This is a genomic window from Streptomyces sp. NBC_00454, assembly GCF_041434015.1.
Classification (GTDB): Bacteria; Actinomycetota; Actinomycetes; order Streptomycetales; family Streptomycetaceae; genus Streptomyces.
In genome coordinates this window covers 6,859,687-6,881,714 of record NZ_CP107907.1, presented here as the reverse complement: position 1 = coordinate 6,881,714, position 22,028 = coordinate 6,859,687, and the positions used below count along the sequence as shown (strand labels likewise).

At 72.3% G+C, this 22,028-nt stretch carries 21 protein-coding genes; 11 read left to right on the top strand and 10 right to left on the bottom strand.

Features of this window, described 5'->3' with window-relative positions; all coding sequences use genetic code 11:
• Window positions 1-45: 45 nt before the first annotated feature.
• Genes OHU74_RS31400 through OHU74_RS31385 form a run of 4 tightly spaced genes read left to right on the top strand, consistent with a single transcriptional unit; the run spans window position 46 to window position 4,005 of the window.
• Window positions 46-1,044: a YndJ family protein gene (locus OHU74_RS31400; protein ID WP_371619005.1), complete on the top strand. Its 999-nt coding sequence runs from the start codon at window positions 46-48 to the stop codon at window positions 1,042-1,044.
• Window positions 1,041-1,595 (top strand): DUF1990 family protein, encoded by a 555-nt coding sequence (locus OHU74_RS31395; protein ID WP_371619004.1) that lies wholly within the window; start codon window positions 1,041-1,043, stop codon window positions 1,593-1,595. Before OHU74_RS31400 ends, OHU74_RS31395 begins: the two co-directional genes overlap by 4 nt.
• Window positions 1,592-2,590, top strand: coding sequence for a YndJ family transporter (locus OHU74_RS31390; protein WP_371619003.1), 999 nt, complete (start codon window positions 1,592-1,594; stop codon window positions 2,588-2,590). Before OHU74_RS31395 ends, OHU74_RS31390 begins: the two co-directional genes overlap by 4 nt.
• The gene (locus tag OHU74_RS31385; RefSeq protein ID WP_371619002.1) at window positions 2,548-4,005 is read left to right on the top strand and encodes a lipase maturation factor family protein; all 1,458 of its coding nucleotides are present in this window, start codon (window positions 2,548-2,550) and stop codon (window positions 4,003-4,005) included. Before OHU74_RS31390 ends, OHU74_RS31385 begins: the two co-directional genes overlap by 43 nt.
• On the opposite strand, the gene OHU74_RS31380 is transcribed toward OHU74_RS31385, so the two are convergent.
• The gene (locus tag OHU74_RS31380) at window positions 3,991-4,974 is read right to left on the bottom strand and encodes an NAD-dependent epimerase/dehydratase family protein (protein WP_371619001.1); all 984 of its coding nucleotides are present in this window, start codon (window positions 4,972-4,974) and stop codon (window positions 3,991-3,993) included. The genes OHU74_RS31385 and OHU74_RS31380 overlap by 15 nt on opposite strands.
• A gap of 178 nt (window positions 4,975-5,152) precedes the next feature.
• Window positions 5,153-5,329, bottom strand: coding sequence for a hypothetical protein (locus OHU74_RS31375; protein WP_371619000.1), 177 nt, complete (start codon window positions 5,327-5,329; stop codon window positions 5,153-5,155).
• A 340-nt stretch (window positions 5,330-5,669) separates the two neighbouring features.
• On the opposite strand from OHU74_RS31375, the gene OHU74_RS31370 reads away from it, so the two are divergent.
• Complete coding sequence (locus OHU74_RS31370; protein WP_371619872.1) at window positions 5,670-6,005, top strand: hypothetical protein; 336 nt, start codon at window positions 5,670-5,672, stop codon at window positions 6,003-6,005.
• A gap of 91 nt (window positions 6,006-6,096) precedes the next feature.
• Here OHU74_RS31370 and OHU74_RS31365 read toward each other — a convergent pair whose 3' ends face one another.
• Together OHU74_RS31365 and OHU74_RS31360 are read right to left on the bottom strand one after the other, a co-directional pair.
• Entirely contained in the window at window positions 6,097-7,584 is a 1,488-nt protein-coding gene (locus tag OHU74_RS31365) for an SDR family NAD(P)-dependent oxidoreductase (RefSeq protein WP_371618999.1), read from the bottom strand.
• A gap of 232 nt (window positions 7,585-7,816) precedes the next feature.
• Window positions 7,817-9,115 carry a transglycosylase family protein gene (locus OHU74_RS31360; protein ID WP_371618998.1) on the bottom strand — a complete coding sequence of 433 codons (1,299 nt, stop codon included), beginning with the start codon at window positions 9,113-9,115 and terminating at the stop codon, window positions 7,817-7,819.
• 206 nt (window positions 9,116-9,321) lie between these two features.
• On the opposite strand from OHU74_RS31360, the gene gndA reads away from it, so the two are divergent.
• Window positions 9,322-10,767 carry an NADP-dependent phosphogluconate dehydrogenase gene (gndA, locus tag OHU74_RS31355; RefSeq protein ID WP_371618997.1) on the top strand — a complete coding sequence of 482 codons (1,446 nt, stop codon included), beginning with the start codon at window positions 9,322-9,324 and terminating at the stop codon, window positions 10,765-10,767.
• 268 nt (window positions 10,768-11,035) lie between these two features.
• Here the strand turns inward: gndA and OHU74_RS31350 are convergent, their stop codons facing one another.
• The 5 genes from OHU74_RS31350 to OHU74_RS31330 form a co-directional block, all read right to left on the bottom strand.
• Window positions 11,036-11,668: an arylsulfatase gene (locus OHU74_RS31350; RefSeq protein WP_371618996.1), complete on the bottom strand. Its 633-nt coding sequence runs from the start codon at window positions 11,666-11,668 to the stop codon at window positions 11,036-11,038.
• Window positions 11,665-12,018: a GNAT family N-acetyltransferase gene (locus OHU74_RS31345; RefSeq protein WP_371618995.1), complete on the bottom strand. Its 354-nt coding sequence runs from the start codon at window positions 12,016-12,018 to the stop codon at window positions 11,665-11,667. The genes OHU74_RS31350 and OHU74_RS31345 overlap by 4 nt, the downstream gene beginning before the upstream one ends.
• 15 nt (window positions 12,019-12,033) lie before the next feature.
• Complete coding sequence (panD, locus tag OHU74_RS31340; RefSeq protein WP_371618994.1) at window positions 12,034-12,453, bottom strand: aspartate 1-decarboxylase; 420 nt, start codon at window positions 12,451-12,453, stop codon at window positions 12,034-12,036.
• Between the two features lie 147 nt (window positions 12,454-12,600).
• Window positions 12,601-14,151: an alpha/beta fold hydrolase gene (locus OHU74_RS31335; protein ID WP_371618993.1), complete on the bottom strand. Its 1,551-nt coding sequence runs from the start codon at window positions 14,149-14,151 to the stop codon at window positions 12,601-12,603.
• A 36-nt stretch (window positions 14,152-14,187) separates the two neighbouring features.
• Complete coding sequence (locus tag OHU74_RS31330; RefSeq protein ID WP_371618992.1) at window positions 14,188-15,753, bottom strand: alpha/beta fold hydrolase; 1,566 nt, start codon at window positions 15,751-15,753, stop codon at window positions 14,188-14,190.
• Window positions 15,754-16,039: 286 nt separating this feature from the next.
• On the opposite strand from OHU74_RS31330, the gene OHU74_RS31325 reads away from it, so the two are divergent.
• Window positions 16,040-16,879, top strand: coding sequence for a DUF4436 family protein (locus OHU74_RS31325; protein WP_371619871.1), 840 nt, complete (start codon window positions 16,040-16,042; stop codon window positions 16,877-16,879).
• 77 nt (window positions 16,880-16,956) lie between these two features.
• Here the strand turns inward: OHU74_RS31325 and OHU74_RS31320 are convergent, their stop codons facing one another.
• Complete coding sequence (locus tag OHU74_RS31320) at window positions 16,957-18,006, bottom strand: LacI family DNA-binding transcriptional regulator (RefSeq protein WP_371618991.1); 1,050 nt, start codon at window positions 18,004-18,006, stop codon at window positions 16,957-16,959.
• A gap of 384 nt (window positions 18,007-18,390) precedes the next feature.
• Between OHU74_RS31320 and OHU74_RS31315 the strand changes: the two genes are divergently transcribed.
• From OHU74_RS31315 to OHU74_RS31300, 4 genes are all read left to right on the top strand, one after another.
• A complete protein-coding gene (locus OHU74_RS31315) occupies window positions 18,391-20,289 on the top strand; it encodes a beta-galactosidase (protein ID WP_371618990.1) in 1,899 nt (632 codons plus the stop codon).
• A 118-nt stretch (window positions 20,290-20,407) separates the two neighbouring features.
• Window positions 20,408-20,947, top strand: coding sequence for an SIS domain-containing protein (locus OHU74_RS31310; protein WP_371618989.1), 540 nt, complete (start codon window positions 20,408-20,410; stop codon window positions 20,945-20,947).
• Entirely contained in the window at window positions 20,940-21,095 is a 156-nt protein-coding gene (locus OHU74_RS31305) for a hypothetical protein (protein ID WP_371618988.1), read from the top strand. The genes OHU74_RS31310 and OHU74_RS31305 overlap by 8 nt, the downstream gene beginning before the upstream one ends.
• Window positions 21,086-21,922, top strand: coding sequence for a ketose-bisphosphate aldolase (locus OHU74_RS31300; RefSeq protein ID WP_371618987.1), 837 nt, complete (start codon window positions 21,086-21,088; stop codon window positions 21,920-21,922). The genes OHU74_RS31305 and OHU74_RS31300 overlap by 10 nt, the downstream gene beginning before the upstream one ends.
• The last annotated feature ends 106 nt before the right edge of the window (window positions 21,923-22,028 follow it).

Sequence of the window (22,028 nt, the reverse complement as noted above, 5' to 3'; positions counted from 1 at the left end):
AGTTGAACGCGTTCAAAGCGTTCGGCCGTCGGAGGGGAGTCCAAGGTGACGGTACTGGTGAATCTGATCGTCACCCTGGGCATGCTCTACGTGGTCCCGGCCGGTCTGCGCCTGATCGATCCGGCCCGGCTGGGCCGGACCGCACGGCTCTGGCCCCTGCTGGCGGCCCCGGGGGCGGTATGCCTCTGGCTGCCGCGCGGCGCCCCCGCCACGGCGCTCGCCGCACTCTACGCGGCGGCCACCCTGACGCTCGCGGCCCGGGTCCCGGCCCGGCTGGTGCGGGCCCTGGCCCGGACCCCGTCCGGGCGGATCCGCGTGGCCCCCGCCGAGGCGGCCGTGCTCACCGCACTGGCCGCGCCCTCGGTCGCCGGGCTCGCCCTGGTCAGCGAACGCGCCGGATACCGGCTCTTCGGCTTCGACCTCGACATCCTGGCGCTGACCGTGCCGCACTTCCACTTCGCCGGCTTCACCGCGGCCCTGGTCGCCGGGCTGGTGTGCCGGGCCGCCGGGGGCGGGGCGGACCGGAACGCGGACGACGGGAACGCGCCCGCCGGGGACGGGGCCGCCGTACGGGGAGACGGCTCGGCCGGAGCCCTCGCGCGCTGGGCCGGGTACAGCGTCCCGGCCGGCACCCTGCTCGTCCTGCTCGGCTACTTCATCGACGACTGGGCCGAGCTGGTGGGCGCCGTGACGCTGACCGGCGGGATGTGGGCGGTGGCCCTGCTGACCTGGCGCGACATCCGCCCCGCGGCCCGCGACCGGATCACCGGCGCACTGCTCGCCACCTCGGCCGCGGTCCTGGTGGCGACCATGCTGCTCGCCCTGTGGTGGGCGCTCGGCGAGGCCACCGGGATCACGCACCCCACCTTGACCTGGATGGCCGCGACCCACGGCCTCGGGAACTCCCTCGGATTCGCCCTGTGCTCGCTCCTCGCCTGGCGCCGGCTGACCGCCGACCCGGCCACCGCACACCACCGGGCCACCGCGCCCGACCGAGCCGCTCGGCCCGATCACACCGCTCGAACGGAGACCGTGACACCATGACCCGCCTCATCAGCGAAGGCCGCAGCACCTTCAACTACCCCGACCGGGGCGCCACGGCCCGGCGGCCGCTGCCCGCCGGATACCACCTCACCCACCACCGCACCCGGATCGGATACGGACCGGCCGTCCTCGAAGCGGCCGGGGCCGCCGTCACCACCTTCGGTGCGCACCGCGCCTCGGGCATGCTCGTCGAGGCCGCCCCGGACCCCGTCCGCCCCGGCGACCGGGTCGTCGTCGGGATCGGGATCGGCCCGCTGCGGATCGACGCCCCCTGCGAGGTGATCTGGACGGCGTACGAGCCCCGGCGGATCGGGTTCGCCTACGGGACCCTGGCCGGCCACCCCGAGCGCGGCGAGGAGTCCTTCGTCGTCGACATGGACGCGGACGGCGCGGTGTGGTTCGAGGTCAACGCCTTCAGCCGCCCGGGAAGCTGGTACACCCGGCTCGCGGGCCCGGTCGTCCCCTTCCTCCAGCAGGCCTACGCCCGCCGCCTCGGACAGTTCGTCCGACGGCTCGCCACCGACGGCAGGACGCGGGGGAACCGAAAGTGACGTCGTTCGGTGCCTTGTTCGTGCTGCTCTGGCTGCTCCTCACCCTGGGGCCCGCCACGGGCATGCTGTACGTCGTCCCGCTGAGCCTGCGCCTGACCGACCCGGGCGGCCCTGGCGGCCCGGCAGACCCGGCCGGCCCGCGCCGCACGGCCCGGCTCCGGCCCCTGATCGCCGCGCCCGGGGCGCTGAGCCTCTTCCTGCCGCACGGCGCCCTCGCCGCGGTCCTCGCCGCGACCTCGGCGGCGGCCGCCCTGATCCTCGCGGTGCGGGCCCTGGCACCGCTGCCGCGGATCCTGCCCCGGCTCGTGTCCGGGAAGAACCCCGGGCCCGCGTCCGTCGAGATCGCGGTCCTCTTCGCCCCTGTCGGGCTCGCCCTCGTCGGCGCCGCCCTGGTCACCGAGCGCTCCGGACACCGGCTCCTCGGCATCGATCCGTCCGACCTGCAGGTGGCCCTGTGGCACTTCCAGTTCGTCGGATGCGCGGCCGTCCTGGTCGCCGGGCTGGTGCACCGGGCCGCCTCCCGCGGAGCCCTCGTACGCTGTGCGGCGTACAGCGTCCCCCTCGGCCTCCCGCTCGCCCTCCTCGGCTACTTCGCGGGCCCCTGGGCGTGGCTGGTTGGCCTGGTGGTGCTGGCCGGCGGGCTGTGGAGCGCGGCCCTGCTGACGATGCGGGAGCTTCACCAGCAGGGCGGCGGCCTCATCGCGGGCACGGCCCTGGCCCTCACCGCACTGATCACCCTGGGGTGGGCCTCCTCCGGCCCCTCCGAGGTCGTCGTGACCGGCGAACCCACCGGAATCGTGGTGCTCGGCCTGATCCTGGCGGTCGCGGCCGCCGTCTTCGGAATGCTCCTGTGCCTGGTGGCGGCCCGGAGCCGACTGAACGCCGGCCGGGCCGCGGCGGCCGGGACCGCTGCGGTCGCCACGGCGGCCGGCCCGGCCGGATACTTGGGGGGATGGACTGGTACACGGCGCCCGGATACTGGCTGGGGCGGCTGATCTTCCAGCGGGCCCTGGCCGGTGTCTACCTCCTCGCCTTCGCCGGGGCCGCCCTGCAGTTCCGGGCACTGATCGGGGCGCACGGCATGCTGCCCGTGCCGCAGTACGTGCGGTACGTGCCCTTCCGGCGCGCCCCGAGCCTGTTCCAACTGCACTACTCCGACCGCTTCTTCGCCACCTGCGCCTGGACCGGTGCCGCGCTCGCCGCGGCCCTCGCCGCCGGGGCCGGGGACTCCGTGCCGCTGGGCGCGGCGATGGCGATGTGGGCGCTGCTGTGGCTGCTGTACCTGTCCATCGTGAACGTGGGGCAGACCTGGTACTCCTTCGGCTGGGAATCGCTGCTGCTGGAGACCGGCTTCCTCGCCGTATTCCTCGGCAATGCGCGGGCCGGGCCGCCGGTGCTGGTGCTCTGGCTGCTGCGCTGGGTGGTCTTCCGGGTCGAATTCGGCGCCGGACTGATCAAGATGCGGGGAGACCCCTGCTGGCGCAGGCTCACCTGCCTGTATTTCCACCACGAGACGCAGCCGATGCCGGGGCCGCTCAGCTGGTTCTTCCACCACCTGCCGGGGCCCCTGCACCGGGTGGAGTGCGCGGCCAACCACGTCACCCAACTGGTGGTGCCGGTCCTGCTGTTCGCCCCGCAGCCGGTGGCCTCGTACGCGGCCGCCGTCATCGTGGCCACGCAGCTGTGGCTGGTGCTGTCGGGGAACTTCGCCTGGCTGAACTGGCTGACGATCACGCTCGCCCTCCCCGCCGTCGATTTCACGAGGTTCGCCGGGCTCGCGGGCCCGCCGCCCGGGGCCGCCTCGCGGACCGGGCCGCTCTGGTACGTGGTCCTCGGGTGCGCGGCGACCGCGCTGGTGCTGGTACTGAGCCGGCATCCGGTGGCCAACATGGTCTCGCGCCGCCAGGTGATGAACCGGTCCTTCGACTCCCTCCACCTGGTCAACACCTACGGGGCGTTCGGCACGGTGGGCCGGATCCGCGAGGAGGTCGTCGTGGAGGGCACGGCCGACCCGCTGCCCAGGGCGGACGGGGAGTGGCGGGAGTACGGGTTCAAGGGCAAGCCGGGTGAAGTGCGCCGGATCCCGCGCCAGTTCGCCCCGTACCACCTGCGGCTGGACTGGCTGATGTGGTTCGCGGCGCTCTCCCCCGGCTATGCGCGGGACTGGTTCGGGCCGTTCGTGGAGCGGCTGCTGGCGGGAGACCGGGACACCCTGCGGCTGATCCGGTACAACCCCTTCCCGGACGCCCCGCCACGCTACGTCCGGGCGCGGCTGTACCGCTACCGGTTCACGACCTGGCGCGAGCTGCGCGAGACGGGGGCCTGGTGGCACCGCACGCTGGTGCGCGAGTACCTCCCGCCGACCCGGCTCGCGGGGGCCGCCCGGCCGGAGCCGCTAGAGCCCGAGTAGCGCCGCCTCCTGCTCCGCGTCCATGCCCGGGGCGGGCCGGTCCGCGCGCTGCGGGGCCACTTGGCCCAGGCTCCGGAGCCAGGCCCAGGTGTCGGCGACGGTCTCCTCGACCGGCCGGCACACGAGCCCCGCCGCCAGCGCCTTGGTCACGTCGCCGCCGAACATGTAGTCGTGCTGCTCCCCCTCGGGCAACCAGACCGGCAGCTCGGTCCAGGGCTGCACCCCGGCTTCCTCGATGCGGGCCGGATCGGTCCAGCGCAGCTGTGCGCCGCCGCCGGTCACGGCCGCGCAGGCCTCCAGGAGGCCGCCCATCGTGGCGTGGCCGGTCGGGGAGACCAGGTTGTACGGGCCCCCGCGCCCGGCTTCGGCCGCGTCGAGGGTCCAGCGCGCGAGATCGCGTACGTCCACGTACTGGAGCGGGAGTTCGCGGGGGCCGGGGGCCGGTACGGGTCCGCCGCGGGCGGTGCGGTTCAGCCACCAGGGCAGTCGGCCGACGTTCTCGTACGGGCCGAGGATCAGCCCGGCGCGCACCAGCAGGGCCCGGTCGCCGAAGGCGGCCAGTGCGGCGAGCTCGCCGCCGCGCTTGTCCTCGGCGTAGGCGACGGGGCCCGCGTCGGGCGAGCCGTCGACGAGCGGGCCGTCCTCGGCCGTGCCGGCCGGCGCGGGGTAGGAGTACACCGAACGGCTGGATATGTACGCGTACCGGCCGACCCGGTCGGCCAGGAGCCGGGCGCTGTCGCGCACGGCGGTGGGGGCGCCGCCCCAGGTGTCGACGACGAGGTCCCACTCCCCCTCGGCGAGGGCGGCCAGGCCGCCGGGGGCGGTGCGGTCCCCGTGCAGGGCCGTGGTCCCGGACGGGGGTGCGTGGTGACCGCGGTGGAAGACGGTCACCTCCCAGCCGCGCTCCAGGGCGTCTTCGGTGATCGCGCGCCCGACGAATTCGGTACCACCCAGCATCAGCAGTTTCATGCAGATGAGCGTGCCCGCGGCCGGTCCCCCGCATAACCCTTGATCGCCCACAGCGATGACGCTGACGGCGTACCCGGTACGGGAACCCGGTGCCGCCCCGGGCAGCAGCGAGCCCCCGCACCGGTCGTCGGTGCGGGGGCTCGGAGCGGGTCCCGGGCTCTGGGCTCCGGGGCCTCGGTCAGTCGATGCCGGGCAGGATGTGCGGTTCGGCGAGGTCGTCCTCGTAACCCGCGAGGCGGATCGGAGCGGACCGGGCCCAGACCTCCAGGTTGCCGAGCGTCTCGGGGCGCTTCTTGCTCCGCGGCCCCGTACGTTCCAGCAGCGCCTGGTCGGTCTTCGTCAGTTCTGGTGTCACCGCGCACTCCTTTGTGTCGCGTAACCCGGCGGGCGAGCCGCGCACCGGGGGCAGGTGTCAAGGGTTTCCGGACGCGGTGGCGCCTTGGTGGAGCGAGTGCCCGGGTGGGGCTCTCATGTGCATCAGAGTACACATATGAGCGGGCCCCTGCTCGATGGAAAGGTAAAATCCGCTCTGGACCGCTTGTTTTCGCCACCAGTTCAGTAACTCGTACGGTGACACGTCACGCGCATCTGATCTGCTCGGCGGCGCCAAACGGGTGATGCGCGGTCGGGCGACGGAGGGAACGACAGTGGCGAGATCCGAGGTGCCGGCGGTCGTCGGAAGCGTCGAGGAACTGATGGACCTGCTGCGGGACGGGCCCGGCGGCGGACACGGGCTGCGCGCCGCCGCCCTGCTGCGCCGCTCGCACCCCTTCGACAAGGAACTGCAGGTCGCGGGGCTGCTGATCGCCCATTCCGCGGATGCGATCCGGCCCCTGCTCGGCGAGCGGGTGGCCCGGCTCGTACGGCTCCACGCGCCGGGCACACCGGACCCGGACGACGACCTCGACGTGGACGCCCTGTGCCGCGCGGCCGAAGCCGGCCGGGCCGGCGGCCCGGACGCGGGGGTCCTGGAGGACTGGCGGCCGGTGCTGGAGCTGGTCGCGGCGGGGGCCTACGGCCGCACGAGGTGAATTCGAGGCACCCTCCACCACCGCTCATATGAGAAACGCCCCCGCTCGCTCACATGAGCGGACGGGGGCGCTGCGGGACGGGCTGGACCGCCTACCAGTTGGCGGGCGCGTAGTCCTTGAGGAAGACGCCGAACAGGTCCTCGCCGGCCTCGCCGCGGACGATCGGGTCGTAGACCCGGGCCGCGCCGTCGACCAGGTCGAGCGGGGCGTGGAAACCCTCCTCGGCGAGTCGGATCTTGTCGAAGTGCGGGCGCTCGTCGGTGATCCAGCCCGTGTCGACCGAGGTCATCAGGATCCGGTCCGTCTGGAACATCTCCTGGCCGCTGGTCCGCGTCACCATGTTCATCGCCGCCTTGGCCGCGTTGGTGTTCGGGTGTCCCGCGCCCTTGTAGCCGCGACTGAAAACGCCCTCCATCGCCGAGACGTTCACGATGTAGGCCCGGCCGCCGTCGGTCTTGCGGGCCGCCTCGGCCATGGCCGGCCGGAGCGCACTGATCAGGATGAACGGCGAGGTGTAGTTGCACAGCTGGGTCTCGAGCAGCTCCACCGGGGAAATCTGGTCGATGGTCTGCACCCAGGTGTTGCTGTCGACGACGTCGGGCAGCAGGCCGCCCGCGTCGATGGCGGTTCCGGCGAGGTGCCGCTCCAGGCTGGCGTTGCCCGCGACCAGCGCGAGGTCGGCGACCTTCTGCGCCTCGAGCCCGCTCACGCCGATGGGCAGGGCCGCCAGGCCGTCGACCGCACCGGAGTTGAAGGCTCCGATGACCTGGTGGGCGGGGAGCTCACCGGCCGGCAGCGGGGCGCTCTCCCCCTCGACCAGCGCCGCGTACGCGGACGGCAGGCGGCGTACGGTCTGCGTCGCGTTGTTGATCAGGATGTCCAGCGGACCGGCCTCGGCCACCTGCTCGGCGAGCGCCACCGCCTGGGCCGGGTCGCGCAAGTCGATGCCCACGACCTCCAACCGGTGCATCCAGTCCGCCGAATCCTCCATCGCCTTGAATCGGCGGATGGCGTCCTTGGGGAAACGGGTGGTGATCGTGGTGTGGGCGCCGTCCCGCAGGAGCCGCAGCGCGATGTACATGCCGATCTTGGCGCGGCCGCCGGTGAGCAGCGCACGCTTGCCGGTGAGGTCGGCGCGGGCCTCCCGCTTGTTCCGGTTCTCGGTGGCGCAGGCCGGACAGAGCTGGTGGTAGAAGTAGTCGACCTCGACGTAGCGCGTCTTGCAGATGTAGCAGGAGCGCGGGCGCTGGAGTATTCCGGCGATCCGTCCGGCTTCCGTGACCGAAGTGGGCAGCAGACCCTCGGTCTCGTCGTCGATGCGCTCGGCGGAACCGGTCGCGGTCGATTCGGTGACGGCCCTGTCGTTGGCGGTCTTGGCGGCACGGCGGTCCTGGCGGCGGCGCTGCTTGACCGTGCGGTAGAGGCCGGCGGTGGCCCGGCGCACGGTGATGGCGTCCGGGTGATCGACATCGAGCTTGTCCAGCTCGTCGAGCACGCTGAGGCAGAGGGCCAGGCGGTCGGGGTCGATGCCGGGCCCGAAGGCGTGGCCCTGCTCCTGGCTGTCTTCGGTCACCGTCATACCCGCTGCCGTTCCTTGATCACTTGTCCGCGTCCGCCTGCTGCGGAAGTCCCCAAAAGGGCTAGTGTACGGATCCGCCCCGGCGCAGGACAAACTCACGTTCCGCCCCAGGTCACACCCGGTACGACGGACCGGCCGCACACCCCGGGGGGTACGGCCGGTCCGGCTTCTCTTGGGACTCCGGTTGCGGTCCTGGATCCGGCCGTACCCGTCAGGGGCGCGGGCTCTGCGCTCAGATGTCGACCCCGTGGCCGCGCAGGTACTTCAGCGGGTCGATGTCGGTCCCGTAGCCGGGGCCCGTGCGGATCTCGAAGTGCAGGTGCGGTCCGGTCGTATTGCCGGTGGAGCCGGAGCGGCCGATGCGCTGCCCGCCCGTGACCTGCTGACCGGCTTTGACGCCGAGCGCCGAGAGGTGCGCGTACTGGGAGTACCGGCCGTCGGTGTGCCGGATGACCACCTGGTAGCCGTACGCACCCGCCCAGCCGGCCGAGACCACCTCGCCGGGGCCGGCGGCCTTGATGGAGGTGCCGGTCGCCACCGGGAAGTCGACCCCCGTGTGGTAGCCGCTGGACCAGGATGATCCCGCCACGTGATAGGCGGTGCCGAGGCCCGCGTCCACGGGCGCGGAGAAGCCGCCCGAGGGCGCCTGCGGCTTCTTCGCTACGGGTTCGGCCGCCGGCTTCTCGGCAGGCTTTGCCGCGGGCTTCTCGGCGGGTTTCTCCGCCGGCTTCTCGGCCGGCTTCTCGGCCGCCGGCTCCACGGGCTTGACGGGCTCGGCCGTGCGCGGCGGCTTCTCCGGGTTCTGGGCCGGGGGCGCGGCCGGAGCGGCCGTGATCCTCAGGGTGAGCCGCTGCCCGGGGAAGATGAGGTCCGGATTGCCGCCCACGGTGGCCCGGTTGGTCTCGTACAGCGCCTGCCAGCCGCCCTCGACGTGCTGGTCGGTGGCGATGGCCGAGAGCGAGTCCCCGGGCGCGACGACGTACGGGTTGGGCAGGACCGAAGTCCCGGTCGGGCGGGGCGCGGCGGCCTGCGGAGCGGCCGCCTTGGTCTCCTGGAGCTGGACCTTCACCTGCTGGACCTGCTGGACCTGTTTCGCCGGGGCTGGGGCCGGGGCCGCGGCCTTGGACTGCGCGCCCAGGGCCGGCGCCGGGCCGCTGCGGCTGAGTCCGGCCTGTTTCCCGCAGACCGGCCAGGCCTGCGGACCCTGCCCCTTGAGCACCTTCTCCGCGACCGCGATCTGCTGGTCCTTGGTCGCGAGGTCGGCGCGGGCGGCGTAGGCGGTGCCCCCGAAGTCCCGCCAGGTGCTCTGGCTGAACTGGAGCCCGCCGTAGTAGCCGTTGCCGGTGTTGATGTGCCAGTTGCTGGTGGACTCGCAGGCGGCGACCTTGCTCCATGTGTCCACGGAGGCGGCGTGCGCGGCTCCGGCGCCGATGAGAGGGAGCGCGATCCCGGCGCCACCGGCGGTGACGACGAGCGAGGCCCGGTTGATGCTGCTCGGCTGATACCGGCGGTGCCGGCCCCGTACACCCATGGGAGCCCCCATCGAAGACAGCAGGAACCGCACACCGTAACGCTGCGACCGGAACATGACAAGGTCGACAACCGGACACGTTCGAGGGGAAGTTGAGGGCTCACCAGAAGTAGGGGGTCGATATGGATCTCTCCCGATGTAGCGTCGGTGTTCCCGCATTCCTCCGCATATCGAATGCACTGTCGAAGCACTCAGGAGCGCACCCCATGAGCAGCAGCACGGCGCAGATCGGCGTCACCGGCCTCGCGGTGATGGGCAGCAACCTCGCCCGCAACTTCGCGCGCAACGGGTTCACCGTGGCCGTCCACAACCGCACCGCCGCCAAGACCACGGCGCTGGTACAGGAGTTCGGACACGAGGGCACCTTCGTGGCCGCCGAGTCCGCCAAGGAGTTCGTCGACGCGCTGGAGCGCCCGCGCCGCCTGATCATCATGGTGAAGGCCGGCGAGCCCACCGACGCCGTGATCCGCGAGTTCGCTCCGCTGCTGGAGCCGGGCGACGTCATCATCGACGGCGGCAACGCCCACTTCGAGGACACCCGGCGCCGGGAGAAGGAGCTGCGCGAGCAGGGCCTGCACTTCGTGGGCGTCGGCATCTCGGGCGGCGAGGAGGGCGCGCTGCTCGGCCCGAGCATCATGCCCGGCGGCTCGGAGGAGTCGTACGCCTCCCTCGGCCCGCTGCTGGAGAAGATCTCCGCCAAGGCCGCCGACGGCACCCCCTGCACCTCGCACGTGGGCCCCGACGGCGCCGGCCACTTCGTCAAGATGGTGCACAACGGCATCGAGTACGCCGACATGCAGCTCATCGCCGAGGCCTACCACCTGCTCCGGGAGGTGGCCGGATACTCCCCCGCGAAGATCGCCGAGACCTTCCGCTCCTGGAACAAGGGCCGGCTGGACTCCTACCTGATCGAGATCACCGCCGAGGTGCTCGCGCACACGGACGCCGCGACCGGTCTCCCGTACGTGGACGTGGTCGCCGACGCCGCCGAGCAGAAGGGCACCGGCCGCTGGACCGTGCAGATCGCCCTCGACCTGGGCGTGCCGGTGTCGGGCATCGCCGAGGCGGTCTTCGCCCGCGCGGTTTCGGGCCACGGCGACCTGCGTACCGCCGCCCGGGGCCTGGCCGGCCCGAAGGCCGCGCCGCTCTCCCCCGAGGCCGCGGACGCCTTCGCCGCCCAGGTGGAGCAGGCGCTGTACGCATCGAAGATCGTCTCGTACACCCAGGGGTTCCACCAGATCCAGGCCGGCAGCGAGGAGTACGGCTGGGGCATCGACCTCGGCGCCGTGGCCTCGCTGTGGCGCGGCGGCTGCATCATCCGAGCCGCGTTCCTGGACCGGATCCGCGCCGCCTACGACGCCCGGCCGGAGCTGCCGAGCCTCCTCGCCGACGCCGGGTTCGCCGAGGAGATCGGCGCCGCGCAGGAGGACTGGCGCGAGGCACTGGTGGCCGCGGTCCGCCAGGGCATCCCCGTACCGGCCTTCGCCGCCTCGCTCGCCTACTACGACGCCCTGCGCGCGGAACGGCTCCCGGCGGCCCTGACCCAGGGCCAGCGCGACTTCTTCGGAGCCCACACCTACCGGCGCACCGACCGCGAAGGCTCGTACCACACCCTGTGGAGCGGCGACCGCTCCGAGGTCCGTACGGCCTGACGCGCGGCCGATCCGCCGCTCGGCCCGGCTCACCCGGCTCAGCTCAGCTCAGCGGCTCCGGCATCGGCGCGGGCTCGGGCGGCGGCGGACCCGGATCGGGGGGCGGTACGGGCCGCGGCGGAATCGGCTCGGGGTCCGGGAACGGGCCGGGCCCCGGCAGGGGCGGCGGATCGGGAACGGGCGGCTGCGTCATGTATCCCAGCTTCCGCCGTTCCGGCCGGGCCCGCACGACGAGAAGGGGCGCCCCCCTCACAGGGGGACGCCCGTTTCAGACCGTCTGTGCCCCGAGTGCGGCGGCCAGCCCGGTCCTCGGGCTGGAGAACACCGGGGTGGCGGTCGTGGTGAGGTCCTCGGCGCCCGCCATGGACGCCTGGGCCAGGACGATGACGTCCGCGTCGGCGACCGCATCGGCCGCTGCCGCGACCAGGGCCCGGCAGCCCGCCGCGTCGCCCGCCGCGAAGCGGTCCCAGGCCCCTGCGACCACCTGGGTGCGGATGGCCACGGGCCCCGTGGCCTCCTCCTCCAGCATCCCCACCGTGGGGGCCAGGGTGGATTCCACGGTGGCCAGTACGAGGATCCGCGGCCCGGTGCGCACCGCCGCGGCCGCCATCGGGCGGTCGACCCGGAGCACCGCGACGCCCAGGGCCGGAGCCAGCGACTCCCCGATCGCCCCGATGGACGAGCAGGTCACCAGGACGGGCCCGGCGACGCCTTCCAGCAGCTCCCGCACGTCCGGAGCCACCGACTCGGGCCCGTGGGCGCGGGCCCGCTCCAGCAGCTCCGGGACCACGAGGTGCCGTAGGACGGCGTCCGGGTGGTGCCGGTCGCGCAGGGCGTCGAAGACCGGGACGTGCGCGGCGGAGGTGTGCAGCAGGGTCAGGGCCTTCGGGGGCGCCGTCACCACAGGTCGGAGTCCGAGTCGAGCTGCGCCTTGGCCGCCGCCACGACCGCGGCCGGGGCCTCGGGCGCCTGGTCGGGGTGTTTGGCGGCCCAGCTCGCCGCGTACGGGCACAGCGGGACCACGGGAACGTCCTCCCCGGCGGCGATCCCGTAGAAGGTCCTCACCAGGTTCCCGGCGATCCCGCGCCCCTCGTGGCCCGGTTCGACGATGGTGTGGACCGCCACGAGGGCGTGGGGCGCCTCGGCGAGCACGAAGTAGGCGATGAACCCGACCACCGCCTCGCCCTCGACGGCCAGCAGCCTCCCGGACTTGCGGTCGTCCACGAACTCGATCGGCACGGCCTGCGACATGGTCCCCGACTTCCCTCAGACAGCCACCGCGTGGGGGCTGCGCTCCTGATCCGTTCCCGGAACCGGGGCGGAGGGATCCGCGCCCAGTTCGACGATGCGGTTGTCCGCGTCCACGTGCACGACGCGCGGCTTCAGCGCCCGCGCCTCGGCGTCCTCCACCTGGGCGTAGCTGATGAGGATGACGAGATCGCCGGGGTGCACGAGATGCGCGGCGGCCCCGTTGATCCCGATCACCCCGGAGCCCCGCTCCCCCTCGATGACGTACGTCTCGAGCCGGGCCCCGTTGGTGATGTCCACGATGTGCACGAGCTCTCCGGGCAGCAGGTCCGCCGCGTCCAGGAGATCGGCGTCGATGGTCACGGACCCGACGTAGTGCAGGTCGGCCTGGGTGACGGTGGCCCGGTGGATCTTGGACTTGAACATGGTACGAAGCATGCGAATACTCCCGATATGTCTGCTCCCTGCCCACTTCACGCAGGTCAAGGGCGGTCTTCGGAGCCTACAACGATTCGCATGTCCGGTCAGCTTTTCCCAAGCCCTTCAGGACTCGCACTGACCCGTTGCACGAGCGTCCAGGCCGGCTCAGGGGGCGATTTCGAACGCCGGGGGCTTGAGGTCCTTGAGGCAGTCGGTGTTCGGGGCCGCGGGGGTGTCGAAGAAGGAGACGGCGATGGACTGCGCGCACTTCGAATCGGCGAAGACCACGTGGGCTACGTAGGGGATCGTGACGACCGTGGCGTTGGGCAGGGTGCGGGCCACGTACGGCCCGTTGGCCGCTGCGGTCTGGGCGTCGAACCCGCCCGAGAGGGCGAGCGTGGGGATCTCGCTCTGCGTGACGTCGCGGATGGAGGCGGGCGCCGCGGGGATGTTCCAGACGTCGCAGTCCGGACGGAGGAAGGTGAGCAGCGGGGCCTGGGCCTGTACCGATTCGGGGAACGACGGGTAGGTCTTCTGGCCTGCGCGGAGCGCTTCGGCCTGGGTCTCGTACGGGGTCCACTCGCTGCAGAAGACGCCGTAGACGAGCCCGTGGGACAGCCGACCGATGGCCTGGGGGCTGTACTTGCCGCCCGCCCACTGCTCGGCGATCCGCTGGGGTTTGCCGTTGGCCAGTTCATCGAGGGCGCGCGGTACCTGGGGGGCCACGTGGGTGGCGGCGGTCATCCAGTTCACCAGGGCTCCGCCGTCCAGGGTGACCTTCACCTGCTTCTGGCTGTCGGGGAGCGTGATGGTGGTGGTGACGGGCTTGGCTTCGAGTTCACGGACGAGCCGTTCGAAGGTGGCCGACAGGTTCGGATAGCGGCGGTTGCAGTCGGGCTGCTCCTCGCAGGCCTTGAACACGCCGTCGAAACCCTGCTTGGCGGCGCTCCAGGTCACGGCCGAACCTCCGGTGGACGGCGGCAGGATGCCGTCGATGCCGACCGACCGGATTCCCTCGGGGTGCAGGCGCATGGTGACGAGTGCCAGCTGCGTGCCGTAGGAGATGCCGTACAGGTTCCACTCCTTGAGGCCCAACGTGGTGCGCAGGTCCGCGTAGTCGGCGGCGCTCTCGATGTCGTTGTAGGCGCTGAGGTCGGCGCCGGTCGCCGCCAGCGCATCGCGGCAGGCCTTCGTGGCCGCGACGTGCTCGCGCTCGGTGGACGGCGCGTCGTAGACGAGACCGGTCGCGCGCGCGTTGAACTCGTCGACGTTGCGGCAGGTGAGTGCCGGGTCGGCCGAGTACGTGCCGCGCTGGGACATGAAGATCACGTCACGGTCGTGGTTCAGGCCGCCGCCGATCGCCATCTTCGCCTCCCCGACCGCGTCGTCGCCCGGCCCGCCGGCGAGCCACACGATCGGATCGGCCTTCGGTTCGGCAGCCTCGGCCGCCACGATCGCGACGCCGAGGGTGATCTTTCGGCTGTCCGGCTTCGTGCGGTTCTCGGGCACGGTGAGCGTGCCGCAGCGGGCTCCTTCGAGTTCGGCGACCGGATCCGCCGTCTTCGGGCAGGGCCCCGGCTTGAAGCTGGCGTCACCCACGGTGCGGGCGACCGTGCCGGTCGCTCCTGAAGGCGTCTGCTCCTGCGCGCTCACCGGCGCCGCGAACAGGCCGGTGAGCAGCATCCCGGTCGCCGCCACGGCCGACCCGGTGCGCATCCGTCCTACGTGTGACCGTGCCATCATTCCTCCCCGTCACTTCGGGGTGATCGTGAACGGTTCCCACCTCAGCCCCGCCACGCAGCCGGTGTCGGGCGCGGTCGGATCGCTGAGGAAGGACGCCAGCACCTTCTGGGCGCAGGGCGATTGCGGGACCACCCAGTGCCCGATCCCGGGCACCTGCACGGTGGTCGAACGGGACAGCGTACGGGCCGTCTTGGGCGCCCAGCTGGCTCCGGTCTTCATGTCGAACGTCCCGTTGATGAAGAGGACCGGCACCGGGCTGACGGTGGGCACCCGCACGGCGGCGGTGCGGTCCGGGATGTTCCAGAGACGGCAAATCGCGTCCTGGAAGGGCAGTTGAGGTGCCTGCGCCTGGACCGACCGGGGCCATTCGGGGAATGCTTCGCGCCCCGCCTTCAGCACGTCGGACGTCGAGTGGTCCGGCACCCATTCGCTGCACACCACCGACTGCGTCAGACCGTGGGCGGTCTGCCCGTCCACCTGGACCGAGCCGGCGGCGCGGGCCTCGGCGAAGCGCTCGGGGTTCCCGCGGCCGAGTTCGTCGATCGCGGCCGGGACGTCGGCGAACGGGATCGCCTTGGCGACCAGCAGATTCACCAGTGCGCCGCCGTCGAGGACGACCTTCACCGGGTCTCCGCCCTGCGGCGGCCGGACGTTCAGCGTCAGTGGGTGCGCCTCGAGCTTCTGCACCTGCTCGTTGAGGGTGCGCTCGAGATCCGGGTACCGGCTCTTGCAGCGGGGCTCGGCCGCGCAGGCCTTGTAGAGGTTGTCGAGTCCCTCCCGGGCGTTGGCCCAGGCGAACGGCAGGGAGACGTACGGTGCGGGGGCAGCCGAGTCGAGCGCCACCGCACGGATGCCCTGGGGGTGCAGGCGCAGGTAGGTCAGGGCCAGGTTGCTGCCGTAGGAGTGGCCGTAGACGTTCCACTGCCTGAAGCCCAGTGCGGTGCGCAGGTCGGCGAAGTCGGCGGCGTTCTCGGTGCTGTTGTAGGCGCTCAAGTTGGTCCCGTCGGCCGTCAGGCGATCCCGGCACTGCTTCACCGCGTCGAGCATGAGCTTTTCCGTCTGCGGAGCGTAGGAGGGGAGTCCCACGGACCGGGCGTAGAAGCGGTCCAGCTCCGGGCAGGCGAGGTTGGGCTCGTCGTAGAGATTGCCGCGCTGGGCCATGACGATCAGTTCGCGATCCCGGTTCAGACCGGAGGAGACCAGGAACGGGATGTCGTCGAACGTCTCGCCGCCGGGGCCGCCCGACATGAACACCACGGGGTCCGGGGCGGGCTTCGCCGAGACGGGCGGGATGACCGCCACGGCCAGCTTGATGGTCCGGCCCCCGGGGCGGGCACGGTTCTCGGGGACTTCCAGGACGCCGCACCGGGCGGTGGCCAGCGCCTCGATCGGTTCCGGTGGCTCGGGGCAGGCACCCGGCACGAACCGCGACGCGGTGGCGGTGGCGGTGGCGGTGGCGGTGGCGGTGGCGGTGGCCGGTGGCGCGGCGCTCGCCGGGGTCTGACCGAGGGCTGCCAGGAAGGCCATGGCGATCCCCGCAAGCGGTACCCCGATGTGGAAGCTCTGCTCAGCCATGTGATTCCGTTCCTCTGCCGATCGACGGCTGCCCCCGGGGCGATTGCACGGCGGGCGATGCAACGGCGGTATGGGCGGAACGCGCCCAATAACCCTATCGAGCCGTCCTAGGACGCGCACTCCGAAGACGCGTCCGGCTCCGGCCGGCGGCGACACGCTCGCCCGGATGCGCTGGATCTGCGGTCCGGTCGACGAGGATCACACCGCGACCTAGGCCCCCCATCTCGCCGGAGTCACCGTGGCCCCACCCTCGGCCCCACCCCGCCCGCGCCGCTCCGGGGCGTCGATGCTGCCCGTCCTGCTCCTCATCGCGGTCCTGGTCCTGGTCGCGGTGTCCGTGGGGTCGTGGCTGCAGTTCGCCGAACGACAGGTGATCGACACGGTCCACACGGTCGGATCCACGGCTCACGACCGGGTGGACGTGGAGGCCACCGTCCAAAAAGTCGACGCTGCGGCCAGAGAGCTGGTCCTCCGGGTCCGGGTCACCCCGCGCGGGACCCTCGGCGAGGAGAACGGGACCGCCCCGGTGGCCGACCTCAGCCTCCAGACCTCCCAGGCGACCCTCAGCGACCTGACGTTCAAGGCTCACGAGCGGATCACGACCAAGGACCTGCAGGTCGCGGTCACCGATGGATCGATCAGCGACTACCCGTTCGACTCCTACGAGACCGACATGGGGTTCTGGGCACTACAGGGCGGCAAGGAAGTGCCGGTGCGGCTGCTGTTCTCCAACAACGACACGCTCTTCTCGGTATCCGCGACGCCCGGAGCCTCCCGGCAAGAGGCCGTCGTGGGGGTGAAGTTGGTCCGATCGGGCAGCCTGCTCGTCTTCGCCGCCTTCATGATGATCGTGATGTGGGCACTGGCGGCGTCCGTACTCCTGGGGGCCTGGTACCTGACAACTCGCCGGCAGGGCCTGGTCTGGCCCGCCCTCTCGTGGATGGCAGCCACGCTCTTCGCCCTGTCGGCGTTCCGCAACACCGCTCCCGGTACGCCCCCGATCGGCTGCGTGCTGGACTGGTTCGCCTTCCTGTGGGCCGAGACCATCATCGCCCTCTGCCTGATCGCCGTAGTCGTCGCCGGTGTCCGCACCGCCCTCCAGGCGGACGACACCCACCCGGTCTAGGCCGTCTCTTTCGGGTCTTGCCGGTCAGGTCCGCGTCGTCCGGCGAAAGAGACGGCCCAGGCCGGCAGCAGAGGAAATCAGCTGTCCCAGGACAGACGACCGGGGGCGGCCGCCGTGCTGGCACGGACGACGAGGCGCGGTTCGACCGAGCGCGGCTCGGGGACGGCGCCGGGGGCATCGATCTGGCGGAGCAGATGGGTCACCGCGAGGGCGCCCATGTGCTGGAACGGCTGGGCGATGGTGGTGAGGGAGGGCGAGCAGTACTCAGCGAGCTCGATGTCGTCGAATCCGACGACCGAGATCTCGTCCGGCACGCGCCGCCCCACCTCGTGCAGGGCCCTGATCACCCCGAAGGCCATCTCGTCGCTCGCGACGAAGATGGCGGTGACGTCCGGGATCCGCGCGAGCACCAGGCCGTTGCGATAGCCGGAGGCGGGCGACCAGTCCCCTTCCAGCGGCGGCGGGACGGCACGGCCCGCGCCTTCCAGGGCGGATCGCCAGCCTTCGCGGCGGTGTGCCGATTCGAGCCACTCCGCCGGGCCGGCGATGTGCCACACCGTGTCGTGTCCGAGGTCGAGCAGGTGCCGGGTGGCGATGCGGGCGGCCTGGACCTGGTCGATGGCCAGGACCTCGGTCGCGTCGGTGCGCGAGCCGTCGATGGTGACGGTGGGGGTGGACCGGGTGAGCTGCTCGATCCTGCCACTGGTGTGGATGAGGGGGACCGAGAGGATGATCCCTTCGACGCCCTGGTCGGCGAGCCGGGAGAGCGCGTTCTCGATGGCGGAGGTGTCCAGCGAGGCGGTGGTGGCGGCACTGACGGCGTACCCGGCCTCGTGCGCGGCCTTCTCGATGCCGGAGGTGACGGCGGCCCGGGAGTAGAAGCTCGTCTGGAGGGTCACGACGCCGATGGTCCGGCTCCGGCCCGAAGACAGCATCCGGGCGGCGTTGTTGCGGCGGTAGCCGAGCTGGTCGACCGCGGCCAGGACCTTCGCGCGCGTCTTCTCCTGCACGTTGGGGTGCCCGGCCAGCGCGCGCGAGACGGTCTGCGCGGACACGCCGGCCACCCGGGCGACGTCCAGCATGCCCGGGGGGCGCGCTCCGCCGTCGGTGTCACCGCTCCTCGCCATGGGATCCCCTTCTCCGGTCCGACCCCTCGATGATATCGCTCACACAGCCGTTCACGTGCGGTTTCACCCCCTGGAGCGCCACTCCTTAACACCTATTGGCATCGATAACATTCTCTGCCATAGTTTCGGCCATCAGGACGCCTGGCGGACGAACCGCCGGCGTGCCCGACGGACACGCGGCCCCCGTGCAGGACACCTTCACTGCCTGCAGCGGCACTCAGGAGGAGCTGTGAAGCCTAGTTACATCCGCCTCGCGGGAGCGGCGGAGGCATCGATAACATCCCGGGGATGGACTCCGGGCTGCGAGGCGCTTCTGATCGCGCTCCTCCCGCTCCTCCCGCTCCAGCCCTTCCGGCGCGCGGGCCTGACCGCCGGAGCCGTCAAATGACCCCTTCCGCCCTCACCGCCGAGTCCGCCGGCACCACGCGCGCCGCCCGGGTCGCCCCCGCCCTGGTAGCCCCCGCCCTGGTAGCCCCTGCTCCGGTCACCCGCGCTCTGGTCACGCAGCCCGTGCTGAGCTGGGCCGACGGCGCCTTCCTGCGCCACGGCCGGCCCCACCGGATCCTGTCCGGCTCCCTGCACTACTTCCGCGTGCACCCGGAGCAGTGGGCCGACCGCCTCCAGCGGGTCGCCGCACTCGGCCTGAACACCGTGGACACCTACGTGCCGTGGAACTTCCACGAGCGCAGACGCGGCGACATCCGCTTCGACGGCTGGCGCGACCTGCCGCGCTTCCTGCGGACCGCCGAGGAGACCGGCCTGGACGTCATCGTCCGCCCGGGCCCGTACATCTGCGCCGAATGGGACAACGGCGGTCTGCCCGCCTGGCTGACCGGACGGCCCGGCATGCGGCCCAGGAGCAGCCACCGCGAGTACCTCGACGAGGTCGGGCGCTGGTTCGACGTACTGATCCCGCTCGTCGCCGACCACCAGGCGGCGCAGGACGGTCCGGTCGTGGCCGTGCAGATCGAGAACGAGTACGGCAGCTACGGCGACGACCGCACCTACATGCGCTGGCTGCGCGACGCCCTGGCGGCGCGCGGAATCTCCGAGCTGCTCTTCACCGCGGACGGGCCCACGCCGCTGATGCTCGACGGCGGCAGCCTTCCCGGCGAACTGGCGGCCGCCACCTTCGGCTCGCGCCCCGACCAGGCCGCGGAGCTGCTGCGCTCGCGCCGCGCCGGGGAGCCCTTCCTCTGCGCCGAGTTCTGGAACGGCTGGTTCGACCACTGGGGCGAGAGCCACCACGTCCGGTCCTCTACGAGCGCTGCCGAGGACGTCGAGGGCATCCTGGCCCGAGGCGGTTCGCTGAGCCTGTACATGGCACACGGCGGCACCAACTTCGGTCTGTGGGCCGGCGCCAACCACGACGGCACGGCCCTCCAGCCGACCGTCACCAGCTACGACTCCGACGCCCCCGTGGCCGAACACGGCGCGCTCACCCCCAAGTTCCACGCACTGCGCGAACGGCTCGCCCCCCACAGCACCCGGCCCGTCCCCGAGCCGCCGGAGGATCCGCCCCTGCTGGAGCCCGCCACCCTCTCCGTGCACCACGGATCCGCGCTGGTGGATGCCCTGAGGTCGGTGTCCACGCCCGTGCACGCCGCCAACCCGCTGAGCTTCGAGGAACTCGGCCAGGCCTCCGGCCTCGTGCTCTACACCGCGCACCCGGTCGTCCCGCCCGGTCCCCACGAGGTGACGGTCACCGGCCTCCACGACCGCGCACAGGTCTTCGTCGACGGCACCCTCGTCACCGTCCTGGACCGGCCGACGGCTTCCTTCGGCGTCACCGGCACGGGCGCGGCGATCCGGCTCGAGCTGCTGGTGGAGAACCAGGGACGCATCAACTACGGCCCGCTGCTCGGACAGGGCAAGGGCATCCTGGGCGGGGTTCGCGTGGAGCGGCGACTCGTCCACGGGTGGTCCATGCACCCGCTGCCGCTGGACGAATGGACCGCCGAGGACCTCGCCCGCGCCGGTGCGGCCGCCGGGGCCGCCGACAGCCGGGGCATCGCCACGGCACATCTGCACGTCGAGGAACCCGCCGACACCTTCCTGAGACTGCCCGGCTTCGGCAAGGGATTCGTATGGGTCAACGACACCCTGCTCGGCCGCTACTGGGAGGTGGGCCCGCAGACGACCCTGTACGTTCCCCGTCCGCTGCTGCGCACCGGGGACAACCTCCTGACGATCCTCGAACTCGACCGGTTCGGCCACCGCGTCGACCTCGTGGACACTCCTGCCCTCGGGACCTGCGAGGAGTACGTGGAGACGTTCGACTGACCCTCCGGCGCCCTCCCGCATCCCCCGCGCCCACCCCCTCCCGTACATCGCCTCCCGCACACGTCCTCCACGCGGTCGATCCAGCGACCGCGAAAGACCGCGAAGGGATCCAGCACCGATGTCCACTCCCCCGGGCTCCGCGTACACCCCCCGCTCCTCCCATACCTCCCACTCCTCCCACACCTCACGCGAGATCGCCTCCCAACCGGACTGCTGGCGCAGGGCAGCTGCCTCGGCCGGCGACCACCGGGGCGTCCTGCCGCGGCCCGGTGAGCGCGTGGCCGTCATCGGCTGCGGAACGTCCTGGTTCATGGCCCTGGCCTACGCCGAACTGCGCGAGCGGGCCGGCCTAGGTCGTCTCTTTCGGATCTTGTCGGACCCGGCGATGGAGTACCGCCACGGACCCATCAGCATCGCGGGCCCCGGCCGCGGCACCTGGGTCTTCGGCCCCGCACCGTACGGCCTCGCCGCCGATGTCGCCCGTACCGGCGTCGCCTACCTCGCCGAATCCGGCGGTGCGGCGGGCGATCTGGACCCGGTGTCCGACCTCGTACGGGCTCAGCGTCTGGCCGTCCACTTCGCCGCCGCACGGGGGCTGGACCCGGACCGGCCCCGAGCCCTGAGCCGCTCCGTGGTGCCGGCCGGCGAGCATGGCTGAGCCTGCCGTCACCCGTACCCGCGTCGCGGACGCCGCCTCTTGGCGGGCCTTCACCCGGCGGTTCGCCGGACTCGCGGGCGATTTCCGCCGCGACCTCTACGAACAGTTCCGTACCGCCGCGAGTGTGGAGACCACCGCATGCCCCTGACCGCCACCGACGACATCATCGGCCCCGCGTACGCCCGGAACCGGGGCGTCGGGGCGTTCAACGTCGTCCAGCTCGAACACGCCGAAGCCATCGTGGACGGAGCGCACCGGGCGAACCTGCCCGTGATCCTCCAGATCAGCGAGAACACCGTCCGCTACCACGGCTCCCTCGCGCCGATCGGCCGCGCCGCGCTGGCCCTGGCCGAGCAGGCGACGGTGCCGGTGGCCGTCCATCTGGACCACGCCGAGTCGCCGGAGCTGGTGCACGAGGCCGTCCGGCTCGGTTTCACCTCGGTGATGTTCGATGCCTCCAAGCTGCCGTACGGGCAGAACGTCGCGGCCACCCGGGCGATCACCGAGTACGGGCACCGGGCCGAGGTGATGGTCGAGGCCGAGCTGGGCGAGGTGGGCGGCAAGGACGGCGCGCACGCGCCGGGTGTGCGCACCCACCCGCAGGAGGCCCGGGAGTTCGCCTCGGCGACCGCGGTGGACTGCCTGGCCGTGGCGGTCGGCAGCTCCCACGCGATGGCCACCCGCGACGCCGTACTGGACTTCGAGCTGATCGCGCGCCTGCGCGGCGCCACCGGTGTGCCCCTGGTCCTCCACGGTTCGTCGGGCGTCTCGGACGGGGACCTCGCCAAGGCCGTGGCGGCGGGGATGACGAAGGTCAACATCTCCACCCACCTCAACGGCATCTTCTCCGCGACCGTCCGGCGGGAACTCCACCGCCAGCCCGGGGTCAGCGACTCCCGCAAGTACCTCGGCCCGGCCCGTGAGGAGGTCGCGGCCGAAGTCGCGCGCCTCCTGGGCGTCCTGGCGGGCGCCTGAGGGCCGGCTCCCCCCACACTGCTCCCGCGGCAGCGGGTCGTCCCGCCGGACGTGGGAGCACCGGACTCGGGCCGCGTCACAGCGGCCCGGGCACAACCGCCGTCCC

Coding starts and splice junctions, on each gene's coding strand:
- OHU74_RS31395 (WP_371619004.1), top strand. CDS start 1,041: ATGACCCGCCTCATCAGCGAAGGCCGCAGCACCTTCAACTACCCCGAC.
- OHU74_RS31385 (WP_371619002.1), top strand. CDS start 2,548: ATGGACTGGTACACGGCGCCCGGATACTGGCTGGGGCGGCTGATCTTC.
- OHU74_RS31380 (WP_371619001.1), bottom strand. CDS start 4,974: ATGAAACTGCTGATGCTGGGTGGTACCGAATTCGTCGGGCGCGCGATC.
- OHU74_RS31370 (WP_371619872.1), top strand. CDS start 5,670: ATGGACCTGCTGCGGGACGGGCCCGGCGGCGGACACGGGCTGCGCGCC.
- OHU74_RS31365 (WP_371618999.1), bottom strand. CDS start 7,584: ATGACGGTGACCGAAGACAGCCAGGAGCAGGGCCACGCCTTCGGGCCC.
- OHU74_RS31360 (WP_371618998.1), bottom strand. CDS start 9,115: ATGGGTGTACGGGGCCGGCACCGCCGGTATCAGCCGAGCAGCATCAAC.
- gndA (WP_371618997.1), top strand. CDS start 9,322: ATGAGCAGCAGCACGGCGCAGATCGGCGTCACCGGCCTCGCGGTGATG.
- OHU74_RS31345 (WP_371618995.1), bottom strand. CDS start 12,018: ATGTCGCAGGCCGTGCCGATCGAGTTCGTGGACGACCGCAAGTCCGGG.
- panD (WP_371618994.1), bottom strand. CDS start 12,453: ATGCTTCGTACCATGTTCAAGTCCAAGATCCACCGGGCCACCGTCACC.
- OHU74_RS31335 (WP_371618993.1), bottom strand. CDS start 14,151: ATGCGCACCGGGTCGGCCGTGGCGGCGACCGGGATGCTGCTCACCGGC.
- OHU74_RS31330 (WP_371618992.1), bottom strand. CDS start 15,753: ATGGCTGAGCAGAGCTTCCACATCGGGGTACCGCTTGCGGGGATCGCC.
- OHU74_RS31325 (WP_371619871.1), top strand. CDS start 16,040: ATGCTGCCCGTCCTGCTCCTCATCGCGGTCCTGGTCCTGGTCGCGGTG.
- OHU74_RS31320 (WP_371618991.1), bottom strand. CDS start 18,006: ATGGCGAGGAGCGGTGACACCGACGGCGGAGCGCGCCCCCCGGGCATG.
- OHU74_RS31315 (WP_371618990.1), top strand. CDS start 18,391: ATGACCCCTTCCGCCCTCACCGCCGAGTCCGCCGGCACCACGCGCGCC.
- OHU74_RS31310 (WP_371618989.1), top strand. CDS start 20,408: ATGTCCACTCCCCCGGGCTCCGCGTACACCCCCCGCTCCTCCCATACC.
- OHU74_RS31305 (WP_371618988.1), top strand. CDS start 20,940: ATGGCTGAGCCTGCCGTCACCCGTACCCGCGTCGCGGACGCCGCCTCT.
- OHU74_RS31300 (WP_371618987.1), top strand. CDS start 21,086: ATGCCCCTGACCGCCACCGACGACATCATCGGCCCCGCGTACGCCCGG.